The sequence below is a fragment of the Fibrobacter sp. UBA3629 genome (assembly GCF_002374005.1).
GTDB lineage: Bacteria > Fibrobacterota > Fibrobacteria > Fibrobacterales > Fibrobacteraceae > Fibrobacter.
On record NZ_DFLC01000001.1, the window covers coordinates 13,688 to 36,004 of the forward strand.

The following is a 22,317-nucleotide window of genomic DNA, read 5'->3' on the forward strand; positions in this document are numbered from 1 at the left end:
ACGGGAACATGTCCAGGCAGTAATATTTGGGCTTGGACTTATCGGTGCCCGTCTTGAAAGTTTGATGTTCTTCCCAGTAGGCTTGCCACTTGGTTTCGATCTCTTGCGGATTGTACTTAGCCATGATTTATGTCCTTAATTTTTTCAGCGGGAAATCTAGAAAAAAACAATCTTTTACAACAGAGAATTTTCAGGAAGCCCTTTCATACCGGCACCTATTTTTTTAAATTTGGGGCCATGAAGTTGTTCAGGGCATCCATCGTCATCGTTTTTCTGGGATTTTTCTGTTCCTTTGCCGCCGCTCAGGAATATGAAGCCGAGGTCGATTCCGCGTGGATTGCCTCGCAGAATGGTGGCAGCACCGAAATGAACGACGGGAATGACGAACAGGCGCCTTCCTGCATAGGAGACGGATGCGGAGAAGCGGTCAGCGAAGCACCCGTTACAGACGCCAACGCAGAACCAAGCACAGAACCCGAGCCTCAGCAGCCAAAGGCCGTCGCCCAAAATGACGACGAGGAAGAAGACTGCACCCCCGCCGATTCCCTGCTTCCCGAATGCAAGGACAACACCACCACAAGCGACGATGACGACGAGGACGACGACACCTACGACCGCTACATCAACGAGAATTCCGACATCTCCCGCGCAAGCCGCGAAGGCTTCACCAAGGCTATCGAACTGGGATTCCGCCTTGGAGCGGGCATCAACAAGTCCTTCGGTCACAACGCCGAAGACTGGAACCTGGGTATCGAAGTGACCGGCGGCCTGATTGCGCAGATGAACATCGGCAACGGCGGTCTATCCTCCGTCGTAGAACTGGATTTCAGCTACCGCCGCTACAACTACGAAGCCGAATTCGTCTACGACGACTACAGCGAAAGCGACGAAGCCACCATCAGCATCGCACTCTTCGAAATACCCGTCATCCTGCGCTACGCCATCAACGAGGGCAACTTCTTCGTGGGGCTCGGCTTCGACCTCGGGCTCAAGCTCACCGACGTCTCCACGTTCAAGCAAACAATCGATACCAAGAAGGGCATCGAGGAAGAGGATCCCCACGACAACACGCTTCCCGCCGCCCTTCTCGAACTTGGCGGTATCGTGGACCTGGGCTACTTCATCGCAAGAAACGTCGCCGTCGACGTGAGGTTCCTGCAGAACTTCACGAACCTCCTGAACGAAGACGTCATCGCCGAAACGAGCATGCTGAAGACCACGCTTTACGGCCTGCACGTGACCGTCGGCGTCTCCTTCCTCCTCTAGCAAAACTTGAAACAAAAAGCCCCAAAAAGGAGCCATTTTCATGGTTTCTACGGGCCTTTCCTAGTAAAAAAAAGTTTGCCAGAGTCTTTTTCGCGAAAACAATTTTATTTTACACGAAAGATTTATCAGGTTAACCTAGGTTCAACTTCGTATTTATTATTATTCTAGCATGCAATCGAAAGTCCTCCCCTTCCTAGTTTCCGCCCTGCTGCTCTCTTCGGCATCTGCATTTGCAGTCGATTTCGACGAATTCGACGACTCCTCCGAATCTACATCCAACAGCGGTTCCGGAAACGAGACCTACGACGGTTCCACTGCAAGCGAATTCGCGGGCGACGAAGATTACGCCGCCGAATATGCGCAATACCGCAAGGAGAAGACTTCCAAGGCCGAAATCAACCGCCAGCGCACCGAAGGCTTCGCGCGCGCCATCTTGCTGGGTGTCCGCGGAAGCGCCGGCATCAACACGTTCTTCGGCGGCGAGACCGAAGGCTGGACAATCGGCTACCAGGGTGCAGCAGGCCTCATGGTCCAGATGCCGCTCGGCGTCAAGAACCTGAGCATGGTGCCCGAACTGGTCTTCAACTACCGGCATTACAAATACGCCATCGACACCGATTTCGGCGACAACGATGCAAGCCTCGACATCATGCTCTTCGAAATCCCGCTCATCGTGCGCTACACCTTTGTCGACTACAACATTTTCGTCGGCCTCGGCCTGAACCTCGGCCTTGCGCTCACCTCCTCTTCCGAATTCAACCAGAACATGGATTCGGGCGATGACACCAGGCGCGACAACACCATCAAGACCAACAGCTTTGAAATTGGCGGGACCGCAGATTTCGGATACATGCTTACGCGCTGGGTCCACCTCAACCTCCGCGTGACGCAAGGATTCACGAACCTTCTCAACGCAACCATCAACGCCGAGCGCACGTTCGAAAACTCAAACTTCCTCACGTTCTACGTGACCGCGGGCGCAAGCTTCATGTTCTAGCGGCTGACCTGCCGTTTCAGCGCCGCACGGCGCAGCTTCACGATTTCACGTTCGATCAGGAACTTTTCCACCGGGAAGAAGCTTTCGTGATCCTTGATGGCATCGACGTAGATGGCGTTCGCAAGTTCAGACTCTCCCGCAAGCATCGCGATGAGCAGCGCATTGCGCAGGAAGAACTCGTCCATCGCCTTCATCTCGTACTTCTCGTAGAAGTCCGCAACGAGGCGGGCCGCAGTCTGGTAATCCTTGGTGCGGGCGCATTCCATGATGTTGAACTCGTCGACAAACGATGACGGGAAGGCACCCTCGTTCACGAGCGTGCGGACCTTCACGTAGACCTCGTTCGTATCGCGGGCTTCCAGCGGGACCCCGCGGATCCACTCGATATAGTCGACACGGAACTTGACCCACAGGGGTGAAGATTCCGCAGCGGCCGGCAGTGCAGGCATGGCCGAGAGCGTCGAAACGGAATCGGGCTCGCTGTGCGTAAATCCCCTCGCGGAATCGAGCTTCGCCTGCACGTCGTCGAGGTAGGCGTTCAGCGCGAGCTGCTTGTAAGGGTCAACCGCATTCTGCATCATCTGCTTCACGCGGGCGGGGCGGCGCAGCGCGTTCTCCGCGGAATCGAGGTATTCGGGCCAGCACACTTCGCAGCTATCGAATACCTGCACGATATGCGCCTGCGAATGTACGAAGCGGGCTTCCTCCGCCTTGTTGTCGACCATCGGGGTGAATATGCTGTTCGGGGCCACACCGTCCATGAGCGACTGCACCATCTTGGAAGTGAACAGGAAGTTCTGTTCGCCGAAGAATTCCGGGTCGCGGTGGATGCGCTCGAATTCCTTCACGAGCGTGGAGTCGGTGCTGAAGCGCGAAATCGCCTTCTGGTAAACGGGCTCGTCGCTTGCGATAATGATGATATCGGGTTCCTCCGGCGCCTTGTACAGGCTCACGTACGGAAACGCGACATCGAGCGCCTTCAAGATGTTCAGGAACAGCTGGTCGTTGAACTCGTAGGTCTGTATCCACTGCACCCACAGGCCACCCGGCTTGATGTAACGGCGCATCTTGGTGTAGAACTCGTGACTGAAGAGGCTTGCCACGCCGGAGACCCACGGGTTGGAGGGCACGCTGATCATGAGGTCATACTTGCGGCGGTTCGTGAGGAAGAACGTCTGCGCATCGTCGATGTAGATATGGATGCGCGGGTCATCATAACCGCGGGAGTTCCACGGGTAGAATCCCTTCGCGAGGTCCATCATCTCCTGCTCGATTTCCACGCAGTCGAAATCCTTCAGGAGCGGGTCGGCAAGCAGGTAGTGTGCGCCCATGCCGCTTCCGAAGCCGACCATCGCGGCATCGTAGGGCTTATCCTTCACCGCCATGGGCATGAAGGCGGTCGCGGCCTGCGTGAGTTCGTCACCCTCGATGGGGCGCGAACGGTCCTTGCCGAGACTCGCATCCGCCTTGCCGTTCGTCTTGATGTAGTAGTGCACGTTGGATTCATGGAAACTGATGGTCGCCGTTTTGCCGTCGCGTACGATAATCTTCTCGTCCGGATGGAGATTCTTGTAGGCTCGGAACGCGCCCGAGGTAATCAGGTGCGGGTCAAAGTTCACGAAGATGGAGGGCAACACCATGAAGGCGCAAATCACGTAGAACGCGACGCTGTAGCGGAAGCGCTTGCGATAAACGACAAGCAACGCGAAGCCTATCGCGAAGTCGAGAACCGCGGCGAGCACGAGGGCGCCCTTGAGTTGCAGCAGCGGAAGCAGCAGGAGGCCGCCACCCGCAGAACCGAGAATCGAGCCGACCGTATTCCAGCCGTAGACCTTCCCGATGGGGGCTTCGCTCTTGAAGGCGCGCGTGAGGATAATCGTAATGAGCGGGAGCGTCATGCCCGCAAAGAAGCTCGTGGGAACCATCCACAGCACGGAGAGCGCATACTTGAAGAGGCTCCAGCAAACGTAACCGTCGTTCGTGGGGTTGAATATCTGGTTCGCCTCGTTCATCATCTCCCAGAACGGCTTGTGGAAGTAGAGCGTGCAGAGCGCGAAGAACGCCATCAGGATTTGCGCCATCGAGAGCACGACGAGGGAATCCTTCTTCAGGAGCTTGCCCGAGACGGCACTGCCTATGGCAAGCCCGAGAATGAACGCCGAAAGCATCTGGTCGAAGCTGTGGCTCGACGACCCCATCAGGAGGCTCAGCAGGCGAATCCACACGATTTCATAGACAAACGATGTGAGGCCGGTGATACCCGCAATCCAGAACCAGGTAGACTTCGGGGGCATCGCAAGCTTGTGTTCTGCCGCGTAGTCCTCGTTCAGGGGCTCGCGGGCAACACTTACCCCCTCGGCGGCATCGCCTGGAAGTTCATCCTCGTCATCCTCGTGGTTCGGCGACGTGGTAAACCCGATAAAGCCGAAGATCATCGCGAGCAAGAAGTTTATCGAAGCGGCTACACACAAGGTAACATGGTTCCCGAGAACCGGAATGAGCATGTAGCTCGTAAAAAGGATGCCAATAGCGGAACCGAAACTATTCGTGAAGTAGAGCATCGGGAGCGAGACTTCCGCGCCGCTCTTGCGCATGAGACCCGCAGCAATGAACGGGAAGGTCATGCCCACCGCAATCGCAATCGGGAGGGTCGAACCCGTGGCAAGCACAATCTTTGCTATTTCCGCACCCGTGAACCCGAGACCCGCAACCCACTCGCTATCGAAGAAGAATCCCGTAAGCGCATTGTACAGCGGGTGGTAGGCCACACCGCCAATCCCGATGGCAAGTTCCACCGCGGCATACCCGAGCAGCGGGCGCCTCACCTTCTCGACCATCTTGCCCGCGACAAAGCTGCCTATGGCAAGCCCGCCCATGTAGATGCAGAGCGTGAGCACCTGGCCGTAGCTGGAATGCCCGAGAAAGAGTTTGAGGTACCGCGCCCATGAACCTTCGTATATGAGGCCAGCGAACCCGGAAAGGGCAAACAGGAAATAGATGAGAACGTTCATGGGCTCCCCCTAGAATCAGTTTTTCTCAAACGAAATTGACTTCATCGCACGCACGACGTAAGTTTCGAGGTCGGCGCCAGCAAACGAACTAGCCATGACTACAAACAGGTTGTTGTTCGCCGTGAGCATGGCTCCCACGCTCTCCCTGTAGCCTTTCACTCCAACCATGTTGATAACGCCAAATTGTTTTTCGGTGTCATAGCGAGCGGAAACGACCTTCCCGCCCTTCAGCGGATCGAACGTGTTGAACGAATAGTCGCTGTCCCATTGCAGGAAGTATTTCACGAAGGCTTCCGCATTCGCCATCGGGGGCGGGTTGAACGTGGAATCCTTGTCCAAGAAAGATGCAGGCATGCCGCGGTAGTTCAGCGTGACGCCGTGCTGTTGCAGGGACACCTTGAACACCCTCTGTTCCATGGAAAAGGCCTCGAAGCGATAGCCCCACTCCTGATAATAGCCGAAGTTGAACGGGATGTCGATTTCCACGGCTTCGGGCACCGGCGATTTCACGTAGTAATCTCCCAGCCAGAAATGCTTGCGGATGGAAACCGCATTCGGATTCGCACAGCCGAGCATCATGAGGGACGCAAAGGCAAGCAGGCCCAAGACAAACTTTTTATACAACTTCATAATGTACTCCTCGCCAATCCGGCATAAAAAACTTCTACGGACAAATAATAACTAATCCGCTTTCTTTTCCGCGGCCTTGTCGCCTTCCTTCGGTTCCGTTTTCCACGGCGTTAGACCGACGACATTTTCCACGGGTATCGAAAAAGCAATTCCCTGCCCCATCGTGTCGAGGCCCGCCTTCTGGTAGAGGGCGTGGAGCACGGCATCCTTGATTTTTGCATCCACGAGAATCATCACGATTTCCTTTTCGGGCTGGATGGCGATGTGGAAGAACGATTCCGCCTCCTTGTTCGCCGTACCGCGCGCATTCAGGATAGTGCCTCCGCGCGCGCCGGCATCCTTCGCCGCTTCCATCACGGTCTCCGAGAAACCGTTATTCACAATGCACAGGATAACTTCGTGGTTGAATCCGCTCATTTTTCGTTCCTCCGTACCGCATCGCGGTTGTCGCTCAAGAAGTTGAAGATGGACTTGCCGATGATGCTCGACATCGGGATGGTGTAGGCAATCCCCTTGCCCCCCGCAATCGTGTTGAATTTTTCGGCGAGGCTGTCGAGGGCCGCGCGCAGGTGGTTTTCGCCGATAACGCTGAAAATGACCGCGCGTTCGGAATCCGCGAGACCCATCGCCGTCGCAATTTCGCGCGGGGCGGTACCATGGCCGAACACGACCATCTGCATGTTCACCCCGAAGGACTGGATATGGTCCATGTAGAAGTCCGCCTTCGCACGGTTCACGATGGTAACGAGAATCTTGAGACGATTCATGGATACACGCGAACGTCCATCCGCCTTCCCGTAAAACCTTCTCGCGATTCCTGTTCTCTTGGATTCAGCCATATTCCAACCTACACAAAATCTATAATCTGCTCGTCGTCGGCGTCCTGGATGCGGCGCATCATCATGCGGTTCTTCAGCTTGTTTGTCGCGATAGCCTTGAAACCAAGCACCTGGATTGTGATGAGCGGGGTCATCGCGACCATGGCCACAATGCCGAACGCATAGCTCAACACGGACTGTCCGCCATCGTGAATCACGGAGCACGCGCCGATAGAAAGCGGAAGGATAAAGCTCGACGTAAGCGGACCGCTCGCGACGCCGCCCGAGTCAAAGGCGATTGCCGTGTAGAGCTTGGGCACAAAGAACGAGAGCGCAAGCGAGATAAAGTAACCGGGAATGAGGTAGTAGATTATCGGGAAGCCTACAATGATGCGGATCATCGAAAGCCCGATGGAAAGTCCGACACCTACCGAAAGCGCGACGAGCATGGAACGCTTGCTCACGAGGCCACCGGTAATATCCTCGACCTGCTTGTTGAGCACGTGGACAGCGGGTTCCGCAAGCACGACCACCATGCCGATTACAAATCCGGATGCGACCAGCGCACGAGGCAACTTCGCAAGCTCCATTCCGAGTTCAAAACCGATGGGCATGAACCCGACCGTCACCGCCGTAAGGAAGACGACGAGACCGACAAACGTGTAACCGATGCCGAAAGCGATTTGCATGAGTTTTGATTTCGAAAGCCTAAGCGCCACGGACTGCAGTACCATGAAGAATCCGACAATGAGTCCAAGCGCCACGAGAACTTCCTTGGCGACTGCCGCAAGCGCCGGGACAAAGTTTTCGCCGAGGTTCGCATCGATGGAATAGCTTGCCGGAGAGAGCTGGTACGTGAGGTCGCCCTTCGAAAAAAGCACAAGGCCCATGAGTGCGATGATGGGGCCGATGGAGCAGAGGGCGATTAGGCCGAAGCTGTTCTCGTTCGCATTCTTGCCGCCGATGGCGCCGGCGACGCCCACGCCGAGCGCCATGATGAACGGCACCGTGATGGGGCCGGTCGTCACGCCGCCGGAATCGAAGGCGAGCGGCACGAACTGCTCCTTGCCGAAGGTAAGCATCAGCATTCCGAGCATGAACAGCACCATATAGAAAAAGATGATGATAGAAGAAAGGTCCTTGCGCCACACAATCTTCACGATGGCAAGGAGCAGGAAGAGCCCAACACCCACGCCGACCGTCACGATCAAGAGCACAGGTTCCACGGCGTTCTTCACCTGCTCGGCAAGCACGGAGAGGTCAGGTTCCGCAACCGTAATCAGCACTCCCATCACGAAGCAGACCGAAAGGAGCAGCAAAAGCTTGCGCGACTTGGTAAGGCCCGAACCCACTTGTTCGCCCATCGGCGTCATGGCGAGGTCGGCGCCCAGGTTGAAAAGGCCGATTCCCACTACCAGGAACACAGCGCTCACACAAAAGACGACAAGCTCCTTGAGCGAAAAATCAACGAGCGGCGTGAACGAAAGCACAAGGACAATCAGCGTCACAGGCAATACGGACGCGAACGCTTCCTTCAGCTTTTCAAACAGAATTTTGAACATTACTCGCCCAGGTACTCCACCGCGAAAATGAGGGTCGCGCCGCCTGGAATCGGACCTGCGCCACGGCTTCCGTAACCGAGTCCGGGCGGAATCATGAGGATTCGCTTTTCACCCGGGAGCATGCCCGCCACGCCAAGGTCCCATCCGCGGATAACGCGTCCGCCGCCAAGCGGGAAGGAGAAAGGCTGTTCGCGGTCGCGGGAGCTATCGAACTTGTATCCGTTCGTGAGCCAGCCCGTGTAATGCACCTTCACGTTCGCACCGGCCTTGGCAGGTTCGCCTTCGCCCTGCTGGATGACCGCATAGCGGAGACCCTCGGAGCCGTTCTCGAAAGAGAGCGTCGTCGTATCGGGGAAGAAATCCATCTTGGCGGCAATCTCGGGATCGACCATCGATTCAACAAGTTCGACACGGAACACGAGCGTGGAGTTCGGCGGAATCATCGTAAACGCGGTGGCTCCATAGCCCATGGACGGACTCACGCGCAGCCAGCGCACGCCGCCTTCGCGCATGCCGTCAAGGCCTATTTCCCAGCCCTTGATCATCTTGCCCGCGCCAAGCACCACCTCGAAAGGCTTGCCGAGATCCTTGGAACTTCCGAACTTGCGGCCACTCAGGAGCCAGCCCGTGTAATGCACCTTCAGGTTCGAGCCGGCCATCGCAGGCTTGCCCGTTCCGGCCTTCTCCTCAAAAATCTTGAGGCCCTTGTCCTTGTCCTGCCACTTCATCTTGTTCACGTCGGCAGGGAACACGTCGGGTTCCATGGGCTTTTCGGCAGCCACCAGTTCCACTTCGAAGTAGAGGTCGGAATAGGGAGGAATTCCTTCGAGGGAATTTTCGCCATACGCCATGGTGTAAGGAACCGTAAGCTTGCGGACTTCGCCCACCTTCATGCCGAGGAGGCCCTTGTCCCACCCAGAAATCACCTGGCCCACGCCAATCGTGAATTCGAGAGGTTCGCCGCTAGCGTATGTATCGGCAAACGGAACAGGGCCCGTCGCGGTCGGCTCTTCCGAAGCGGAATCCGCAACGGACGTGTCCTTCGGCGCCGCCTTTACCGCAGAATCCAGCTTGACCGTATCTGCCGCCACGTCTGCATAGAGAAAACCCTTGTAGTGCACCTTGATCAGTTGGCCCGCACGAATCTCGTCGCCATCGCCGGTTTTGACCACTTCCACATTGTACGGAACCGCCCAAGCCATGCACGCCAAGCCAAGAATCAGAAAAATCTTCAATTTTGACATAAAATCTCCTACCCCACAAGATAGAAAAATGCTAGTTTTTTGAAAAAAGAGAAATTGCAATATAGAACGGGAAGATTATGCTATCAGTCATCATCGTCATCGTTATCATTATCCTGTCCATCATCCTGGCAGGAATCGGCGCCTACGTGGTCATCCACAGCTCCGACGAAAAGGAAGAAGTGAAGCCGGTCATCGACGTTTCCGGCAAGTACGCCGTCGTAGTCCGTCCCGCCCGCGAATCGATTACCGCCGTGAAGCCCTCGGACAATTCCATCCGTGCCTGGCTCGAAACGCAGGAACAGCTCACCCCGGAACAGCGAGAGCAGTATCTGGAACAATGGAAGGCGAGCATCGAGGAAACTATCAAGACTATCGACGAAGGCGACCAGAACGGCACCGTCACCTACCGAATCGAACTTGGCCCCAAGGGCAAGGAATACGTAAAATTCGTCCACGAAGAGAATTTCATCACCCGCGAACAAATCCGCAACCACGCAGAAATCCTACCCCCCTACGTCCTCGGATGCGACTGCAGGCTCCTGCCCAAGCAGCCCTGGGAAAACCCCAGCAAGTCCGGATGGAAGGCGGTGGTCCCCACCCACGGAAGCACCTACGATGTCCCGGACTGGAGGCAACTTGTTTAATTCCCTAAGACCCGCACTATTCGCCTTTTTCGTAGCGCCCGCAATAGCCCTTGCGGCCGGTTCTGCCATCATCACGCTCGAAATGCCCGTCGGCGCACGCCAGCTGGGCATGGGCGAAGTGGGAGCAGCCCTCGCCGACGACGCGTCGGCCATGTACTACAACCCCGCAGGACTTGCGTTCGGCCCCCTTTCCGACGAATGGAAGGTCTCGTATCCGGCAGATGCCAAGACGACCCCGCACTTCACCAACATGGCCAGCCGTTCCAAGAACGGGTTCTTCTCCAAGAGCGAACTCTGGGCCGGTACCGTGAACGGGATTCTCAAGTTCGACGGCGAACAGTGGATCAACTACCACACCGTCACGCTCCAGGGCAACGCGAAGGTGAAAGACGCCGTGCGCGTATTCGCGGGCACCGAACGCGGACTCGACGAATACACCCGCCAGGTCAAGAAATTCAACGACATCAAGAACGCCGACGACGAATCGCACGTCGTGGAAGTAAAGATTCCCTGGGACCTCGTCGTGAAGGATACGATTACTGCCATCCTCTACGAGAGCCGCACCGAAAAGCTCTGGGTGGGCACCCCGAAGGCGCTCTACCGCTTCGACGGCAAGGCCTGGAAGAGCTACGAGAGCGAACTCGGTTCCCACCGCATCACTGCGCTCGAAAACCAGGGAGCCTCGCTCTGGATTGGCACCGACAACGGACTTTTCCTCTACCGTAACGGCCAGTTCGAACAGAAGGGCAAGGTGCTCCCGAGCCAAAAGATCAACGACCTCGTGTGGTCGGAAAGCCGCAAGGAACTTTTCGTCGCAGTCGACGGAGCGGGCATCGCAAGGCTCGTTCCCAAGAAGAGCGTAAACGACAAGGACCGCTGGAGCCTCTTCAACGAAGAGGACGGCATCATGGACTTGCACCCGACCGCACTCGCCGTCGACAGTTCCGCCCATGTATGGGCTGCGCATAACGGGGGGCTAAGCCACTTCAACCTGCGCAAGTGGGAACAGGTGAAATTCGAAGGGAACGTGGTGAACGACATCTCCGTCGACCAGAAGGGACACATCTGGATTGCTACCGACAAGGGCGTGTGGCGCCACCTGCCGGACTACGCGACCGCAAGCGGACGCAAGGCCGAACTTGAACGCGGAGTCGCCGAACAGGAAGGCAGCGTCAAGAAGGACGACGAGTGGCTCCACTTCCATTCCGGCAACGGCCTTTCCACGAACAAGGTCTGGAAGGTCCTGCCGCAGGGCGGAGACGTCTGGTTCAGCACAGCAAACGGCATGGAACTCTACAAGGACGCCGACTACCAGCTTGTCGCCTTCTACGAAAAGCTTTTGCCCGTCCTCAACATTCCCGACCTCTACCACCTCTTCGGGGGCATGACCATTCCCATTGCGGAATGGGGAACGCTCGGGTTCTTCGTGAATTTCGTGAGCTTCGGTTCGACAGTCGTTTCCGGCGATGTCGACATGGACGACCTCGTAGCCTACAACAGTTCCGAAATCGTCGGCGGCGTAAGCTATGGCACGCGATTCCCGAACAACTGGGGCCTGGGCCTCAGCATCAAGTTATTCTATTCCGACCTGAGTTCCGGAGCGGGCGCTGGCGAAGAAGAAGCGACCACCTTCGGCTATGCATTCGACATCGGCGTACTCAAGAAAGACTTATTCATAGACAAACTAAATTTCGCGCTTGTCCTTGCGAATATCGGTCCGAGCGTCTACTATGTGGACAAGACCATCGAAGACCCGATTCCCCTGACTTGGCGCCTCGGCCTTTCGTACGAAATCCTTTCGCTTGCCGACTACAAGCTCACTATCGCGGCGGACTACAACCGCGAAGTCGTCTACGACGACGACAAGGGAAACCCGGAACCGTTCTACATCAGCTGCTGGAAATCCATCGGGCATCCCGAACGCGGAGGCCACGGATTCGAAGCGTTCAAGAACTCGCTCATGCAGGGCGTCTTCAACGTCGGTTCCGAATTCATCTACTCGAACACCATCGCACTCCGCCTCGGCTATCTCTACGACCAGACCGGTAAGCGTAACGAGATGGACTTCGGTTTCGGCCTCATGATTTCGGACATGCTGCAGTTCGACTTCGCGACCATCATGGACGTGGGCGACAACGACGGCGTGCGCGATGGACAGATGCGCTTCGGCATGCTGTTCAAGTTCTAGGCAGATATTTACGCTTTATTCCACGCGCTCGAGAATCACGAGTGCGCGGTCCTGCGTGCTGTTCGGGATAGTGTAGAAGTGCTTCGCAATTAGCTTGTAGCCGAAATCTTCGGGGTGGAAAACCTTCAGCTCGTCGGCGACACCCGGACCCTTCATAAAATACACGCGGCCACCGACCTTGAGCGAATTCGCGAGGCGAGGCAGCGTCTTTTCCATCCATTCGAATGCGCGGCTGATGACTCCGTCGACCGGGATAGTCATGCTCCGGCTCGTCACCTTGTGGCCGAACACGTCGATACCCCTGAGGCCCATCTTCTCGATGACCATGTTGAGGAAGTTGATGCGGTTCGGACGCGGCTCGCAGAGCGTAAGACGGATATGCGGATTCACGAGCTTGAGCGGGATTCCGGGGAATCCGGCTCCGCTGCCGACATCGATCATGCGGGCGGGCCACTCGGGAACATAGGCGTTGATGAGCGTGCAGTCGGCGTAGTGGCGCTCCACCATCGTCTCGAACGCGTTGAGGCGCGTCAAATCCTGGTCGTCGTTGTTTGCACGCAGCAGCTGATGGAACTCCCAAAATTGCGCAAGCGTCCCGGGTTCGAGTTCAACGCCGTAGTAATGCAACAGCTTGTCGAGGCCTTCCAGCGAAGGCTTTACGCGCTTCCCGTTAAACAGCGGAAAGTCGGTGCGCGGGGCCTTGAGGTGCGGGACGAAATCGCGCCCGGCGGAGCTCCCTGCACGGGCGGGAGTGCGGCCGGACCACTTCTTTGGATTCTTATGCCAGGAATCGCTTGCCATGGCCCAAATTTAAAAACATAAACGCAGCCTCTAAAAAAAAACGGGCAAAACGGCACATTTTGGCCGCGAAATCGTTTTTATAGGTAGAGGCAAACATGAAAGCAAAAAAAGAGCGGTGCGGAACCGCAAACAGAACCCTGGCAAAGGCCATCGCGATGCTTTGGGCCATTCTCCCGCCCGCGCCCCATTCCGCAGGGCTGTCCGAAGCGCAAATATTCGAATGGTGGGACGACGGGACCATCGAGGCGGAGGAGGCGAACGAGATGCTTTCTCTGCTCGACGAGGGCAACGCACAGGAGGCATGCGCACTCGCCGAAATCTATGCGAGCGAACCCTGCGAGATGAAGGCCGCAAGCAGGAAGCGCACCCCGAAGGCGCAAAAAAAATACGGAGGGCACCTTGCGGCAAAAATGAGGTTCGATTCTGCAGGCCACGTCGATACCCACCGCGAGGAATTCCTCTTCAACCTCCACAGGCTAACGCTGCGGCTCGGCACGCAGGAGCTGCTCTCTTACAAAAACAAACATGGAGAGGCGCACTTCGGGCAGATTTCCACACGAGAACTCAAGAGCGCCATACCCACCGACACGCTCTGGGGAACCGCACTCGCCTACTCCTTCGGTACGCCGAGCCGCGGCACATTTGACCTCGGCGGACTCATCGACACTTCCGGAACCTCGCGGGCTCATGTCGGGTACACCCTCGGCAAGGCGTTCGCGGCAGGGGCCGCGCTGTGGAAAACCGCAGACACGTATTCCGTCATGGCGCAGGCCGGCTTCCCCTTCGGGCAAGTCGCATACTGGCAGCTATTCGGAGCAGGCGCCCCGCTCATAAAATACCAGCTACACGGCAGGGATTCATCGTCCGTCTCCTGGCGCACCACCGGCTACATCCACGGTGACAGCGTTCCCCAGCCCACTCGCCTGAGCGCAAGCATCCTCAAGAACCGATTCTGGACAACGCAGAACCTCACGTTCCGCGCCAAAGAATTTTTCGACACGCGGGTCTCGGCGAGCGTCCGCATCCTATCGCCGCTTCACTCCGACAGCATTTCGGGAAGGCTTTCGCTGGACGTCGAAAGCGGCCCTCCGTCCCTGCGCATCGATGCGAAAGCGACTTGCCGCGAAGCCTCGGAAGATTGCAGACAAACTATTTATCAAGGAACATTACAGTCCGCATTCGACTTCGGCACGTTCAAGGCGACCTTCGCAGGCGGCGCCCGGACCGAGCACGACCGCACCGACGCGACATGGAAACGGCCGCGCCTCGAAATCGGCGCCACCGTTTCCGAAAACCTCCCCGGCAAGCGTGAAAACCTGTTCAGACTCTCGCTCGTGGCCCCCGACTCGCACCCTCTCGACAACACGCAAATCCGGAGCGAGACGCGCCTGTCCGGCGACTTCCTGGAGTTCACCCTCATCGCCACCTTCAAGAAAACCGGCGGAGGGGAAATCCGACCCACGCATGCGCAAATTTCTTCAAAAATCCTGTTCTAACCCGCCCGTAACCAGCCCGTAGCCACCGTGTACACCCCGAAATTCGGCGATTTTCGCCTAAAAAAGCCACTTTTGGGGATTTGCCATGTTCACGGCCGTAAACAAGAAACCTACGTTTTTTATCGACACGGGACCCGAAAATAGGTATCTTATAAGTACCCAAACACTCCCTGACCCCTTTAGGTTACCTCCTTTACCTGAAGGGGTCGTTTTTTTATCTTTACGGCATGATTATCGCGACCATCATCGGGGCAGTTTTCTTTCTGCCGTCCATCGCACTGAACGTGGCACTCGCGTTCGGCGCACCGCTCGGCATGTACGCCATGAACGGCCGCAACAAGGTGGTGCCCAAGGAAGTGCGCAAGGCGTTCATCGTCCCCATCTGCATGCAACTTGTCGCAATGTTCGTGCTGCTTAGCGCGGGCAAGGTTCTCCCGATGCTTTTCCCGTTCGAAATTACGCGCATCCTCGCATTCTTCTTCGCGGTCTACCTCACGTTCTACACGGCGACGGTGCTTTTCAGCACGAGCCACAAGGAAAAGACCGTCATGGGGCTTTTCGCCATCGTCGCGACAGTCTGCTTCTGGATTACCGCGTTCGGCACGCTCAACTGGAACTAGCAAGAGGATTGCGGAATGCCCGAAGCATATCACAACTACCAGCGCGATCTAGGTTACATCATCCGGTGGAACCAGCGCAAGGGTATTGTGCCCACGCTCCTGATGCATGCCTGCTGCGGGCCCTGCAGCACCTACTGCATCGAGTACCTCTCACAGTTCTTCAAGATAACGATTTTCTACTACAACCCGAATATCGCCCCTTCCGAGGAATACGCCCACCGCGTCGCCGAAATCAGGCGGTTCGTAAGCGAATTCAAGACAAAGTATCCGGTGGAATTTATTGAGGGCGAATACGACCCCAAAAAATTCTACGAAATCGCGCGCGGACTCGAAGACGAGAAAGAGGGCGGCAAGCGCTGCCGCAAGTGTTTTGAGCTGCGTCTCGGCGAAACGGCAAAGCTCGCGAAGGAGATGGGATTCGACTATTTTACCACGACACTCACCATCAGCCCCAAGAAGGACGAGCAGGTGCTGAACGTGGTCGCGAAGGAACAGGGCGCAATCTACGGCGTCAAGGCGCTTCCCAGCGACTTCAAGCGCAAGGGCGGCAACAAGCGATCCATCGAGCTTTCCGCCGAATACAACCTCTACCGTCAAAACTACTGCGGCTGCGCCTATTCAAAACGCGAAGCCGAAGAGCGCGAAGCCAAGAAAAGCGAAGGCGCTACACCCTAGAACCAGTAGCCGATACCAATCTGGTATTTCAGCAGCTTGTAGTAGCTACCGCCCATATACTCGTCGGATTCCCAGAGAACCCTAGTTGTCGTCTCTTCCGTCTCTGGGTCAAAGCGCATCTCAACTTCCTCGGAATGCATCGTGAGACATTTCTTGTCCCCCTCGACCAAGTCGGTAAACTGGAACGACACACGCGCATCTATCGAAAGCCCGAAATCGAACATGTGGCCGACTCCCGCGACGACACCCGCACCGAAGCGTTTGTCCTCGTAGCACCTGTCGTTCCGATACTTTTCGGGCAAAATGTAGTCCTCGTTCATGCGAAGCAGAATGTCGACGACCGGTCCCGCTTCCAAGAACAGCGCTGACGTGCGCCACTGCGCCATTACCGGGATTTCCAGATAAAAAAACGAATTTACGTCGTAGCCTTCCCAGTAGCCGCCACACGATTCCTCGCCTTCGAGAGCCGCACAAGGGATGCCGATTTCGCCATAAGCATAGAAGGTGCGGTAATCCAACCCCAGCGCCGTATGCAGGTAAAAGTTATCCGTAAACCCATGCGAGAAATCGACCGAAAATACCCCGCCCGGCCCCGAGATGTCGGGATACGGTCCCCAATTTGCATCGGTCATAAGATTCGAAATCTGCGCCCCCAGGCGAACTCCGAACAATTTGCCATCCGACTTTCCGGCAGCATGTACGAGCAGAGGCAGGCAAAGGGCCAACGCCACCACGCCTCCTGCAATTTTTCTCCAGACCATAATTCCTCCTAACTTTTTCCTTTGCGCCTAGCGTGCGCAGAGCGTCATTCGTTCTGCTCGCGGCCGAGAATGCCGTCGATGCAGGCCTCGAACTCGCGGGAATTCATCCGCCTGTACGTAAACGCGCCCGAACTCGACTTATATAAGTAATCCGCATTGCCGTCCGAACACATTTCGGGCAAGGTCGTTTCGCGGACCGTCCCCACGCAGCTCACGTCGCCCGACTTGAGCGTTACGTGCAGGCTGTCGCCATAGCGGGCGTAATCCACGGTCAAATCGAACGTCATGTCGGCATAGGCAAACTTCATCGCAGTGTTCGTCTTTTCCAGGATTTCGACACCAGAGCGTTCCTGTCCGTATTTCGTATCCGAATAGTAATAGGGCGTTTCCAGCTGGATGGAGCCGCCGTCCCCGAGGAACTCGAACAGCTGGTCCACAAAGACCGTCTGCATGTAGTCGTAACCTTCGCGATCCGCGATGCGGTATTCCACCCTGTCGCCATCGAACTTGAAATACTGATCGTAACCATCATTCATGCAGTACATCTTGTCTTCACGGTAGCGGCACTGCGTATTTTTCCAGATTCCATCCAGCTTACCCGACGTACCGCCCACGAAGATAAACGATTCCTCGTATCTCTCCTGGTCTACTTCGTACGGATCCGGTTCATAGATTCTCGTGAGCAAGAGCGTATCATCCCGGAAACCGTAGGCATACGTCTTCGAATCCGCGAAATAGAAATCCCAGTCCCAGTCAAAAGCATCGCCTTCCTTGATGCAACCGCCGAGCGTTTCCAGCACTATCGTGACCGAATCCTTCTTCTTATCCACATCCACTTTGCCAGATGCAACAAAGCGAGCCGCATTATAATAAGGGGACAAAGCCTGCTCCACCCCAGGCGAGGCAGATTCACTGGCATCCCCACAGACAAACCAGTCCTCGGTAAAACCGACGCAACCGGAAAGTACCAAGCTCAGAGAAACTAGAATCCCGGACAGGGATTGTTTATTGCAAATAAACTTTATATCAAGCATCTTTTTCTCCAAGTGGTGAACTGAGAGGGAACAACTGTAAATTTAATCTATAAACGCGATCGTAAGATTCGACTTTCGAAAGAATGCCCTTGACTTTCTCGCGAAAGCGGTCCACTTCTTCGGAAAGGTGCCACAGGGTCTTTTCGTCCACGCCGAAGGTAAGGCCCGAGATGTTGCGGTCTTCGCGGGATGTGTAATCGATTGCATCGGCGGCAAGCATCGCGAGCTGTTTCTGCAGCGCAAGGATTGCGCTCGAAATCAACTGAGGGTTGCCCGACAGGCCCTTGTTGGTCTGCACGTAGGATCCATCGGGTTTCAACTGCAGCAGACCCGCCTGCACCATAAGCGTAAGCGCATTGCGGACCTCGCCCGCCGTCACCTCGGGCACGCACATCTTGGCAATTTCGGAAGGCTTGGCACCCGGCATAATCGGAGCCAGTTCGCGCACCACCGGATTCACCCATGACTTGAAATAGTCGAACGCCTCGGCTCCCAGGATGCGCACCCCATTCTCCTCCACCAGGGCGCGCATCCGGGAATAGATTTCGAGACGAACTTTCTCGTCGGACTCATCGCAGTATTCCACCAGCAGGCAAAAATACTGCGAACTGAATCCCGCAAGGCCCATGGCACCGGCCACCTTCACCGCCCCAACCCGGCTCAGGCGCGTCTTGCCGTCACAGACAAGCTTCAGGTATCCCGACGACGTGAACCCGGCGAGTTTCGCGAACTCACGCCACGAAAAATACGAGACCCTCTTGCGTTCCCCGTAATAGTCCCGCATGTATTCGCGGTAATCCACATATTCCGTTATCGGTTTCATGGTTCCTCGTCTATAATTTACCTAATCTATGAAACAAAATCAACAAAATTTTAAAATTTTCAATAGTTTTTTATGATTTTTGCGTTTTTTCGCGCTTTTTATGAAACACCCCGTTTCATAAAGGGCAAAGGCAAGAGCCAAACGGCGAATTAAATTGTATATTTCGCCCGACGATTTGTGTATCAAACCGCCACGTTCGAATCGAGGCAAAAAGATGGAAATCAAGATTCTCCCTCAGCCAGACGATGTCACGTGCGGACCGACCAGCCTTCACGCGGTGTATTCGCACCTTGGCTACAAGATACCACTCGAAAAGCTCATCTCCGAAATCGAGTTCCTTGAGGAAGGCGGCACGTTGGGCGTCTTTCTCGGAATCGACGCTCTCAAGCGCGGGTTCAAGGCGACCATTTATTCGTACAACCTCAAGATTTTTGACCCCACCTGGAGCAAGCTGAAGATGCCCGAGCTCCGCGAAAAGCTGGAAAAGCTCCACAAGGCAAAGCACGCGCCCAAGCTACGCAAGGCCATCGAAGCCTATATCCGCTTCCTGGATTTGGGCGGGACCGTCGCGACAGCCGATCTGCGCGCGAGCATGTTCGAGCACTACTTCAAGCGCGACATTCCCGTCCTCTGCGGGCTCAGCGCCACCTACCTCTACCGCAGTCCCCGCGAGTATACCAACGACAAGGACCAGTCCGTTTTCGACGACATCCATGGCGACCCCATGGGGCATTTCGTGGTCCTCTACGGGCTCGACCAAAAGAAGCAATTCCTCGTTGCCGACCCCGACTGTACCAACCCCATGGCAAACGGCCCCTACTACAAGGTCGACAAGTTCAGGCTCATCCATAGCATCCTCCTCGGAGTCATGACCTACGACGGGAACATCCTCGTCGTAGAAAAGAAATAGCGCATGAAACAGAAATTCCCGGCACTCGTCATTACCTGCGAGCACGCAAGCAACGCCGTGCCGAGATTCTTGCACATCCCGAAAGAGGTCCTCGAATCCCACCGAGGATACGACATCGGCGCTTATGGAGTCTATCGCAGGCTCGTCCGCAGGCTGCATCCCGATTTCTACATCGCAGGCAAATTTTCGAGACTCGTCATCGACCTGAACCGCAGCGAAAATCATCCGGACATCCTTTCGGAATATTCTCGCGAGCTAAAAGAGTTTACCCGCGACAGGATTTTCAAAATCTGGAAGCGGCACCACGATGCCGTCGAGTCTTTCATTGCCAAGGCGGTCGCTAATGCGGAGGCCCAAGGAGAAGGCCTGGGCGCTCCTTGCGTCATCCACCTCGGCATTCACAGTTTCACTCCGGTACTAAACAACGTTGTCCGAAACGCAGATATCGGAATACTCTACGACCCCGCACGCGCATGGGAAACGCAGGTCGCAACCTCCATCATCAAGGAAATCCAGGCGCGCGCCCCCGGACTTAAGATCCGGCGGAACTATCCCTACCTCGGCAAGTCGGACGGACTTACCACCTCGCTCCGCAAGAAGTTCGGCACCGCCTATGTCGGCATCGAAATAGAAATCAACCAAAAGCTTTTCCTCGGCTAGCGATAGCCGCTTCAAAAATTTCTATTTTCATCCTCATGTACGATCCGCGATTCCTCCCCATCTGCAAGGAAGACCTAGACGAACTCGGCTGGGATTACGTGGACGTGATTATCATCAGCGCAGATGCCTACGTGGACCACCCGTGCTTCGGGCATGCCGTGGTGGCAAGGCTCTTCGAGCACGAGGGCTTGCGCGTTGCAATTTTGCCGCAGCCCAACTGGCGCGACGACCTGCGCGATTTCAAGAAACTCGGGCGCCCGCGAATGTTCTTCGCAATCAGCAGCGGCATGGACAGCATGGTGAACCACTACACCGCCGCAAAACGCCTGAGAAGCGACGACGCTTTCACGCCGGGCAACAAGGCGGGTTTCCGCCCGGATTACGCGACGTACACCTACGCAAAGATTTTAAAGCAGCTCTACCCCGACGTGCCGCTGATGATTGGCGGGCTGGAATCGAGCCTGCGCCGCGTGACGCATTACGACTACTGGAGCGACAGGCTCAAACCGAGCATCCTGTTCGATACGCAGGCGGACCTTCTCGTTTACGGCATGGGCGAAAAGCCCCTGAAGGAGATGGTGCGACTCTTGAAAAAAGGCGTGCCGTTCTCGAGCCTGCATTCCATACCGCAAACCGCATACTTGGCGCCCAAGGGGAACGTCCCGAAGAGCAACCAGTGGGAAGACCTGCGGCTCGCCAGCTACGAGGAATGCCTCGAGAGCAAGCGGAACCAGATAGAGAACTGCCGCAAGGTGGATATCGAATGCAACAAGTGGTTCCAGCGCCGCGTATTGCAGGATGTCGCGGAACAAACTGTGGTAATAAACCCCGCATACCCGCCGCTCGAATACGGCGAGTTAGACGAGAGCTTTGAATACCCGTACGCGCGCGAACCGCATCCGCGTTACAAGAAGCGCGGCAACGTGCCCGCGTTCGACATGATAAAGTTCAGCATCAACACGCACCGCGGTTGCTTTGGCGGTTGCAGTTTTTGCGCCATCAACGCACACCAGGGCAAATTTATCGCAAGCCGTAGCCGCGAAAGCATATTGCGCGAAGTGGATTTGATAACGAAGATGGACGGATTCGCCGGAACCATCACTGATTTGGGCGGCCCGAGCGCGAACATGTACAACATGCGTGGCCGCGACCAGAGCCGATGCCAGAAATGCGCACGACCGAGCTGCCTCACGCCCAAGATTTGCGACAACATGGACACGCACCATGCCGAGATTCTGAGTCTCTACCGCGAAGTGCGCAACCACCCGAAGGTAAAGCACCTGTTTATCGGGAGCGGCGTGCGTTACGACATGCTGTTGCAGGAAACGAATGACGAAGAACTGCGCCGCGACCACGAGGAATACGCCCGCGAGCTCATCGACTACCACGTGAGCGGACGCCTGAAGGTGGCGCCGGAACACACGAGCGACGAAGTGCTCAAGCTCATGCGCAAGCCGAGCTTTACGCTGTTCCACAAGTTCAAGGAATTCTTCGACGACGAATGCAAGCGCATCGGCAAGCGCCAGCAGATTATACCTTACTTTATCAGTAGCCATCCCGGCTGTACGGAAGCCGACATGGCGGAACTCGCCCTCGAGACAAAGCAGCTCGGGTTCCAGCTGGAGCAGGTGCAGGACTTTACGCCCACGCCGATGACGATTGCGACCGAGATGTTCTATTCCGAAATGACGCCGGACGGCAAGCCGCTTTACGTGGCAAAGACACCCGAGCAGAAGAAGAGCCAGAGACAGTTCTTCTTCTGGTACATTCCGGAGAACCGCCCGCAAATTCGCGCGACGCTGGAACGCTTGAAACTCGGGAAAATCGGACGGCTGCTATTGAGCCGCAGCGCGAAGGCAGAAGGCAAGGAGTTTTTCCCGAGCAAGGAACGCGAAAGCAATGCGGAATACCGCGAGCGCGAACAGCAGAAGCGGGAAGCGCGCTCCACCACAATCGTACCCAAGAAAGTCGGCGAGAAAGGTCGCTGGGAAAATTCCGCCCGCAGGGAAAGGCGCGCCGCGCAGTTTGGCAACAACGGAAATAGCGAATCACGCGACAAACGCGGGAATAATTTCAACGGCGGAGAACGCAAGATTTTCCACAGCGACCGCAAACCTGGCGGGAAAAAAGACAATTCCCCGGTGAAATTCAGCTCGTTCAAGCGCGGCAAATAGACG

The 22,317-nt window shown here is 56.1% G+C and carries 20 protein-coding genes and 1 pseudogene; 10 read left to right on the forward strand and 11 right to left on the reverse strand.

All coding sequences use genetic code 11. The features are described from left to right. Window positions 1–124 (reverse strand): annotated as a pseudogene (locus B2310_RS13380) (leucyl-tRNA synthetase); the annotation flags it as partial. 113 nt (window positions 125–237) lie between these two features. Between B2310_RS13380 and B2310_RS00065 the strand changes: the two are divergent. Beyond that, entirely contained in the window at window positions 238–1,266 is a 1,029-nt protein-coding gene (locus tag B2310_RS00065) for a porin family protein (RefSeq protein ID WP_290727764.1), read from the forward strand. Between the two features lie 169 nt (window positions 1,267–1,435). Continuing rightward, window positions 1,436–2,263 (forward strand): outer membrane beta-barrel protein, encoded by an 828-nt coding sequence (locus tag B2310_RS00070; RefSeq protein WP_290727766.1) that lies wholly within the window; start codon window positions 1,436–1,438, stop codon window positions 2,261–2,263. Here the strand turns inward: B2310_RS00070 and B2310_RS00075 are convergent. From B2310_RS00075 to B2310_RS00100, 6 genes are read right to left on the reverse strand one after another with little or no spacing between them, the layout of a single operon-like run. Continuing rightward, a complete protein-coding gene (locus B2310_RS00075) occupies window positions 2,260–5,274 on the reverse strand; it encodes a fused MFS/spermidine synthase (protein WP_290727768.1) in 3,015 nt (1,004 codons plus the stop codon). The two genes, B2310_RS00070 and B2310_RS00075, sit on opposite strands and share 4 nt — an antisense overlap. 15 nt (window positions 5,275–5,289) lie before the next feature. Continuing rightward, window positions 5,290–5,904, reverse strand: coding sequence for a hypothetical protein (locus tag B2310_RS00080; protein WP_173380961.1), 615 nt, complete (start codon window positions 5,902–5,904; stop codon window positions 5,290–5,292). A gap of 51 nt (window positions 5,905–5,955) precedes the next feature. Next, window positions 5,956–6,321: a P-II family nitrogen regulator gene (locus B2310_RS00085; protein WP_173366393.1), complete on the reverse strand. Its 366-nt coding sequence runs from the start codon at window positions 6,319–6,321 to the stop codon at window positions 5,956–5,958. Beyond that, window positions 6,318–6,743, reverse strand: a complete 426-nt coding sequence (locus tag B2310_RS00090; RefSeq protein ID WP_173380962.1) for a hypothetical protein — start codon at window positions 6,741–6,743, stop codon at window positions 6,318–6,320. The genes B2310_RS00085 and B2310_RS00090 overlap by 4 nt, the downstream gene beginning before the upstream one ends. An 8-nt stretch (window positions 6,744–6,751) precedes the next feature. Further along, complete coding sequence (locus B2310_RS00095; RefSeq protein ID WP_290727770.1) at window positions 6,752–8,284, reverse strand: DUF1538 domain-containing protein; 1,533 nt, start codon at window positions 8,282–8,284, stop codon at window positions 6,752–6,754. After that, window positions 8,284–9,528 (reverse strand): FKBP-type peptidyl-prolyl cis-trans isomerase, encoded by a 1,245-nt coding sequence (locus B2310_RS00100; protein WP_173366396.1) that lies wholly within the window; start codon window positions 9,526–9,528, stop codon window positions 8,284–8,286. The genes B2310_RS00095 and B2310_RS00100 overlap by 1 nt, the downstream gene beginning before the upstream one ends. Before the next feature lie 77 nt (window positions 9,529–9,605). Here B2310_RS00100 and B2310_RS00105 point away from each other — a divergent pair, with 77 nt between their 5' ends. Together B2310_RS00105 and B2310_RS00110 are read left to right on the forward strand one after the other, a co-directional pair. Further along, a complete protein-coding gene (locus B2310_RS00105; RefSeq protein ID WP_173366397.1) occupies window positions 9,606–10,172 on the forward strand; it encodes a hypothetical protein in 567 nt (188 codons plus the stop codon). Then, on the forward strand, window positions 10,165–12,360 hold the full coding sequence (locus tag B2310_RS00110) for a PorV/PorQ family protein (protein WP_290727774.1): 2,196 nt from the start codon (window positions 10,165–10,167) through the stop codon (window positions 12,358–12,360). The genes B2310_RS00105 and B2310_RS00110 overlap by 8 nt, the downstream gene beginning before the upstream one ends. A 15-nt stretch (window positions 12,361–12,375) precedes the next feature. On the opposite strand, the gene rsmG is transcribed toward B2310_RS00110, so the two are convergent. Then, on the reverse strand, window positions 12,376–13,161 hold the full coding sequence (gene rsmG / locus B2310_RS00115) for a 16S rRNA (guanine(527)-N(7))-methyltransferase RsmG (protein WP_173380966.1): 786 nt from the start codon (window positions 13,159–13,161) through the stop codon (window positions 12,376–12,378). 95 nt (window positions 13,162–13,256) lie between these two features. On the opposite strand from rsmG, the gene B2310_RS00120 reads away from it, so the two are divergent. From B2310_RS00120 to B2310_RS00130, 3 genes are all read left to right on the forward strand, one after another. Next, window positions 13,257–14,657, forward strand: coding sequence for a hypothetical protein (locus B2310_RS00120; RefSeq protein ID WP_290727777.1), 1,401 nt, complete (start codon window positions 13,257–13,259; stop codon window positions 14,655–14,657). A gap of 227 nt (window positions 14,658–14,884) precedes the next feature. Continuing rightward, a complete protein-coding gene (locus B2310_RS00125; RefSeq protein ID WP_290727779.1) occupies window positions 14,885–15,277 on the forward strand; it encodes a hypothetical protein in 393 nt (130 codons plus the stop codon). A gap of 15 nt (window positions 15,278–15,292) precedes the next feature. After that, complete coding sequence (locus B2310_RS00130; protein WP_290727781.1) at window positions 15,293–15,952, forward strand: epoxyqueuosine reductase QueH; 660 nt, start codon at window positions 15,293–15,295, stop codon at window positions 15,950–15,952. Here B2310_RS00130 and B2310_RS00135 read toward each other — a convergent pair. From B2310_RS00135 to B2310_RS00145, 3 genes are read right to left on the reverse strand one after another with little or no spacing between them, the layout of a single operon-like run. Further along, a complete protein-coding gene (locus B2310_RS00135) occupies window positions 15,949–16,713 on the reverse strand; it encodes an outer membrane beta-barrel protein (RefSeq protein WP_290727783.1) in 765 nt (254 codons plus the stop codon). The genes B2310_RS00130 and B2310_RS00135 overlap by 4 nt on opposite strands. 44 nt (window positions 16,714–16,757) lie before the next feature. Continuing rightward, on the reverse strand, window positions 16,758–17,747 hold the full coding sequence (locus B2310_RS00140; protein ID WP_290727785.1) for a hypothetical protein: 990 nt from the start codon (window positions 17,745–17,747) through the stop codon (window positions 16,758–16,760). After that, a complete protein-coding gene (locus B2310_RS00145; protein ID WP_173366729.1) occupies window positions 17,740–18,570 on the reverse strand; it encodes a TIGR02147 family protein in 831 nt (276 codons plus the stop codon). The genes B2310_RS00140 and B2310_RS00145 overlap by 8 nt, the downstream gene beginning before the upstream one ends. Before the next feature lie 214 nt (window positions 18,571–18,784). On the opposite strand from B2310_RS00145, the gene B2310_RS00150 reads away from it, so the two are divergent. The 3 genes from B2310_RS00150 to B2310_RS00160 are packed head-to-tail and all read left to right on the forward strand — an operon-like array spanning window position 18,785 to window position 22,314. Further along, entirely contained in the window at window positions 18,785–19,480 is a 696-nt protein-coding gene (locus B2310_RS00150) for a peptidase-C39 like family protein (protein ID WP_290725718.1), read from the forward strand. A gap of 3 nt (window positions 19,481–19,483) precedes the next feature. Further along, entirely contained in the window at window positions 19,484–20,140 is a 657-nt protein-coding gene (locus B2310_RS00155; RefSeq protein WP_290727787.1) for an N-formylglutamate amidohydrolase, read from the forward strand. A 35-nt stretch (window positions 20,141–20,175) separates the two neighbouring features. Continuing rightward, window positions 20,176–22,314: a YgiQ family radical SAM protein gene (locus B2310_RS00160; RefSeq protein WP_290727789.1), complete on the forward strand. Its 2,139-nt coding sequence runs from the start codon at window positions 20,176–20,178 to the stop codon at window positions 22,312–22,314. Window positions 22,315–22,317 lie beyond the last annotated feature (3 nt).

Bases quoted from the DNA above. Each gene is read 5' to 3' on its own strand.
- B2310_RS00065 (WP_290727764.1), top strand. From the start codon at position 238: ATGAAGTTGTTCAGGGCATCCATCGTCATCGTTTTTCTGGGATTTTTC.
- B2310_RS00070 (WP_290727766.1), top strand. From the start codon at position 1,436: ATGCAATCGAAAGTCCTCCCCTTCCTAGTTTCCGCCCTGCTGCTCTCT.
- B2310_RS00075 (WP_290727768.1), bottom strand. From the start codon at position 5,274: ATGAACGTTCTCATCTATTTCCTGTTTGCCCTTTCCGGGTTCGCTGGC.
- B2310_RS00080 (WP_173380961.1), bottom strand. From the start codon at position 5,904: ATGAAGTTGTATAAAAAGTTTGTCTTGGGCCTGCTTGCCTTTGCGTCC.
- B2310_RS00085 (WP_173366393.1), bottom strand. From the start codon at position 6,321: ATGAGCGGATTCAACCACGAAGTTATCCTGTGCATTGTGAATAACGGT.
- B2310_RS00090 (WP_173380962.1), bottom strand. From the start codon at position 6,743: ATGGCTGAATCCAAGAGAACAGGAATCGCGAGAAGGTTTTACGGGAAG.
- B2310_RS00095 (WP_290727770.1), bottom strand. From the start codon at position 8,284: ATGTTCAAAATTCTGTTTGAAAAGCTGAAGGAAGCGTTCGCGTCCGTA.
- B2310_RS00100 (WP_173366396.1), bottom strand. From the start codon at position 9,528: ATGTCAAAATTGAAGATTTTTCTGATTCTTGGCTTGGCGTGCATGGCT.
- B2310_RS00105 (WP_173366397.1), top strand. From the start codon at position 9,606: ATGCTATCAGTCATCATCGTCATCGTTATCATTATCCTGTCCATCATC.
- rsmG (WP_173380966.1), bottom strand. From the start codon at position 13,161: ATGGCAAGCGATTCCTGGCATAAGAATCCAAAGAAGTGGTCCGGCCGC.
- B2310_RS00120 (WP_290727777.1), top strand. From the start codon at position 13,257: ATGAAAGCAAAAAAAGAGCGGTGCGGAACCGCAAACAGAACCCTGGCA.
- B2310_RS00125 (WP_290727779.1), top strand. From the start codon at position 14,885: ATGATTATCGCGACCATCATCGGGGCAGTTTTCTTTCTGCCGTCCATC.
- B2310_RS00130 (WP_290727781.1), top strand. From the start codon at position 15,293: ATGCCCGAAGCATATCACAACTACCAGCGCGATCTAGGTTACATCATC.
- B2310_RS00135 (WP_290727783.1), bottom strand. From the start codon at position 16,713: ATGGTCTGGAGAAAAATTGCAGGAGGCGTGGTGGCGTTGGCCCTTTGC.
- B2310_RS00140 (WP_290727785.1), bottom strand. From the start codon at position 17,747: ATGCTTGATATAAAGTTTATTTGCAATAAACAATCCCTGTCCGGGATT.
- B2310_RS00145 (WP_173366729.1), bottom strand. From the start codon at position 18,570: ATGAAACCGATAACGGAATATGTGGATTACCGCGAATACATGCGGGAC.
- B2310_RS00150 (WP_290725718.1), top strand. From the start codon at position 18,785: ATGGAAATCAAGATTCTCCCTCAGCCAGACGATGTCACGTGCGGACCG.
- B2310_RS00155 (WP_290727787.1), top strand. From the start codon at position 19,484: ATGAAACAGAAATTCCCGGCACTCGTCATTACCTGCGAGCACGCAAGC.
- B2310_RS00160 (WP_290727789.1), top strand. From the start codon at position 20,176: ATGTACGATCCGCGATTCCTCCCCATCTGCAAGGAAGACCTAGACGAA.